The organism is Acidovorax sp. HMWF029 (assembly GCF_003060895.1).
Taxonomy (GTDB): domain Bacteria; phylum Pseudomonadota; class Gammaproteobacteria; order Burkholderiales; family Burkholderiaceae_C; genus Acidovorax.
Genome location: NZ_QAIH01000220.1, coordinates 10,851 through 14,084 on the forward strand (window position 1 = coordinate 10,851; position 3,234 = coordinate 14,084).

Annotated in this window: 5 protein-coding genes; 1 reads left to right on the forward strand and 4 read right to left on the reverse strand. The window is 63.8% G+C overall.

Features of this window, described 5'->3' with window-relative positions; genetic code table 11:
* On the forward strand, window positions 1–128 hold a 128-nt coding region (locus DBR12_RS22955), incomplete at its 5' end, for a helix-turn-helix domain-containing protein (protein ID WP_233244565.1).
* Between the two features lie 174 nt (window positions 129–302).
* Here the strand turns inward: DBR12_RS22955 and xth are convergent.
* From xth to DBR12_RS15565, 4 genes are all read right to left on the reverse strand, one after another.
* Complete coding sequence (gene xth / locus DBR12_RS15550) at window positions 303–1,079, reverse strand: exodeoxyribonuclease III (protein WP_108618092.1); 777 nt, start codon at window positions 1,077–1,079, stop codon at window positions 303–305.
* Window positions 1,080–1,152: 73 nt separating this feature from the next.
* The gene (locus tag DBR12_RS15555; RefSeq protein ID WP_108618093.1) at window positions 1,153–1,641 is read right to left on the reverse strand and encodes a dihydrofolate reductase; all 489 of its coding nucleotides are present in this window, start codon (window positions 1,639–1,641) and stop codon (window positions 1,153–1,155) included.
* Window positions 1,642–1,672: 31 nt separating this feature from the next.
* A complete protein-coding gene (locus tag DBR12_RS15560) occupies window positions 1,673–2,281 on the reverse strand; it encodes a DUF4337 domain-containing protein (protein WP_108618094.1) in 609 nt (202 codons plus the stop codon).
* Window positions 2,282–2,381: 100 nt separating this feature from the next.
* Window positions 2,382–3,200: a thymidylate synthase gene (locus tag DBR12_RS15565; protein ID WP_108618095.1), complete on the reverse strand. Its 819-nt coding sequence runs from the start codon at window positions 3,198–3,200 to the stop codon at window positions 2,382–2,384.
* Window positions 3,201–3,234: the final 34 nt, after the last annotated feature.

Sequence of the window (3,234 nt, forward strand, 5' to 3'; positions counted from 1 at the left end):
TGATCCGCACGGCCCTGGTGGCGACGCATGGGCGCCGCATGGAGGCCGCACAGCGCCTGGGCATTGGTCGCAACACCATAACGCGCAAGATCCAGGAGCTGGGGCTGGACGCACCCGACGAGGCCTGAGCGCAGCCAGCCAGACAGGCTGTCAGACTGACGGATTGGCAGGCGGATGGTAAAGAGCCCCTGGCAGCGGCAAGCTGCCAGGGGCTCTGTGGCTTTGATGACTCAAAAAATTACATAAAAAAGGTCGTCTGCGCGCGACCCTATTGCCTTTGTTGCTATTGAATCAGGAGCAAATCAACCCAGGGTCACCACCACCGGCGTGTGGTCGCTGGGCTGCGGGTTCTTGCGCGGAGCGCGGTCCACCACACAGGCGCTCACGGTGGGCTTGAGGGCATCGCTGACCAGGATGTGGTCGATGCGCAGGCCCCGGTTTTTCTGGAAGCCCAGCATGCGGTAGTCCCACCACGAGAAGCTCTTTTCGGGTTGCTCGAACATGCGGAACGCATCTGTCAGCCCCAGCGTCAGCAGCGCCTGGAAGTGGTTGCGCTCTTCGGTGGTGTGGTGGATGGTTTCGCGCAGGCCTTCGGGGTCGTACGAGTCGCGGTCTTCGGGTGCCACGTTGAAGTCGCCCACCAGCACCAGGCGGGGATGGGCGGCCAGTTCGGCGCGCACCATGTCCTGCAGCGCCTGCAGCCAGCGCATCTTGTAGGCAAACTTTTCCGACCCCGGCTCCTGGCCGTTGACGAAGTAGCCGTTGATCAGGCGCAGGGGGCCTGTTGGCGTGTCCAGCGTGGCCGCGATGACGCGGGCCTGCTCGTCGCCAAAGCCCGGGATGTTGCGCACCACGTCGCGCAGCGGGTGGCGGCTCAGGATGGCTACGCCGTTGTAGGTCTTCTGGCCAAAGGCGGCGGCTTCGTAGCCCGCCTCTTTCAGTGCGTCGTGCGGAAACTTGTCGTCGGTGAGCTTGAGCTCCTGAAGGCACAGCGCATCGACCGGGTTGGCGGCCAGCCAGGCCAGCACCTGGGGCAGGCGCACCGACAGGGAGTTCACGTTCCAGGTGGCTATTTGCATAGGTTTTTTTGCCCTTTGCGCCCGTCCATCAAGCGCTAGTAGCTATCAATAAGTGAGTAAGGAGGCGTGGTGCTCAGGCCGCACGCACGTAGGTCACGAAGCTGAACGGCAGGCCGTTGCTGCCCACATGGCGGCTGCGTGCCGATTCTGTCCACTCCGGGCCCAGCGTGGGGGCGTAGGCGTCGCCGTCGAAGGTCTGGTCGATCTCGGTCACCTCCAGGCGGTCGGCCAGGGGCAGGGCTTCGGCGTAGATCTGCGCGCCGCCAATCACCCACACCGTCTGGCTTGCGTCGCACAGCGCCAAGGCCTCGGCCAAGCTGCCCGCGCGGTGCGCGCCGTCGGCCTGCCAACCCGCCTGGCGTGTCACCACGATGTTGGTGCGGCCGGGCAGGGGGCGAAAACGCGGGGGCAGCGAGTCCCAGGTCTTGCGGCCCATGACCACTGGGCAGCCCTGGGTGAGCTGCTTGAAATGCGCCATGTCTTCGGCCAGGTGCCAGGGGAGCTTGTTGTCCCGGCCGATGACGCCATTGGCGGCGCGGGCGTAGATGAGGTGCAGTGGCATGGGGCTCGGTGCTTTGCAGGGGTTGATCCGGTCAGATGTGCAGGGCGGCAAGTGCGCCCACACCCAGGCCCACGGCGGCCACGCCGTACATGCCGTATTCGAGCCATTTTTTCTTGGTCAGCAGCGCAATGGCGGCCAGCGCAATGGCCACCTGCAGTGCAGTGGTGGCCTGGGCCCAGCGGTGGTGCTGGTGCATCTGGGCTTCGCTTTTCTGGTCGAAGGCGTGGGCGTCAGCCTCCAGTTTTTCGGCCACGGCCTTGATCTCGTTCTTTTCTTTCTCGTAGCGGTCGATCTTGCCCTGGTACTTGGCCTTTTCGGTCTCGGCCGGGGTCAGGTCACGCGCCAGCTCAGCCAGGCTTTGCTTGGTGCTTTTTGACTGGAAGTAATTCCACTGGTTGGAGGCCTCGGTCTTCTTGATGGCCGCATCGTTCTTGAGCAGCCCGGCATTGGCCTGCGTGGCCCCGCCCATATAGGCAAAGATAGCGCCCACCGTGGCCACGATGGCGGTGAACATGGCGATCTTGTTCATTGAGGAGTTGCTGTCGGCGCCGTGCGCTGCAGCGTGGTCGCCGTGGCCATGGGTTGCATGCTCGACTGCGTGGTCGTGGGGGCCGTGTACGTGAAATCCGCCGGAAGACATGGGTAGATGTTGAGTTGCTTGTTGTGGATGAGTGAACGCCAGGCAAGCGCTGCCGCGTTTGCCGGTGGGAACAGGTGCGAGGGGCGGCTGCCGGTTGCGGCTACACCGCCACGGGCGCCTTGATGGCCGGGTGGCACTGGTAGTCCACCACTTCGAAGTCTTCGTACTCGTAGTCGAAGATGCTGCCCGGCTTGCGTTTGATGTTCAGCACAGGGTAGGGGTAGGGCGTGCGCGCCAATTGCGTCTGCACCTGCTCGTGGTGGTTGCTGTAGATATGGCAGTCGCCGCCCGTCCAGATGAAGTCGCCCACCTCCAGGTCGCACTGCTGCGCCACCATGTGCGTGAGCAGCGCATAGCTGGCGATGTTGAAGGGCACACCCAGAAAGATGTCGGCGCTGCGCTGGTAAAGCTGGCAAGAAAGCGTGCCTCGGCCACCGGGCTCCTGCGCCGGGGCGACGTAAAACTGGAAGAACGCGTGGCAGGGCATCAGCGCCATTTTGGAGAGCTCGGCCACGTTCCAGGCGCTCACGATGATGCGGCGCGAGTCGGGGTTGGTCTTGAGTGTCTGGATGACATCGCTGATCTGGTCGATGTGCCCACCGTCGGGCGTGGGCCAGCTGCGCCACTGCACGCCGTACACGGGGCCCAGGTCGCCGTCCTCGCGCGCCCATTCATCCCAGATGGTCACGCCGCGCTCCTTCAGCCAGTTGTTGTTGCTGGAGCCGGTCAGAAACCACAGCAGTTCCTGAATGATGGATTTGAGATGCACCTTCTTGGTGGTGACCAGAGGAAAGCCTTCCTTGAGATCGAACCGCATCTGGTGGCCGAACACGCTGGTCGTGCCCGTGCCCGTGCGATCCGACTTGTGCACGCCCTGTGTGAACACGTGGCGCATGAAGTCTTCGTACTGGGAGCGCACGGGGCGGGAAGTTGCGGCGGCAAGGGGTTGGTTC

Excerpts from the sequence above, each read along its gene's own strand:
- xth (WP_108618092.1), bottom strand. The coding sequence starts at position 1,079 with ATGCAAATAGCCACCTGGAACGTGAACTCCCTGTCGGTGCGCCTGCCC.
- DBR12_RS15555 (WP_108618093.1), bottom strand. The coding sequence starts at position 1,641 with ATGCCACTGCACCTCATCTACGCCCGCGCCGCCAATGGCGTCATCGGC.
- DBR12_RS15560 (WP_108618094.1), bottom strand. The coding sequence starts at position 2,281 with ATGTCTTCCGGCGGATTTCACGTACACGGCCCCCACGACCACGCAGTC.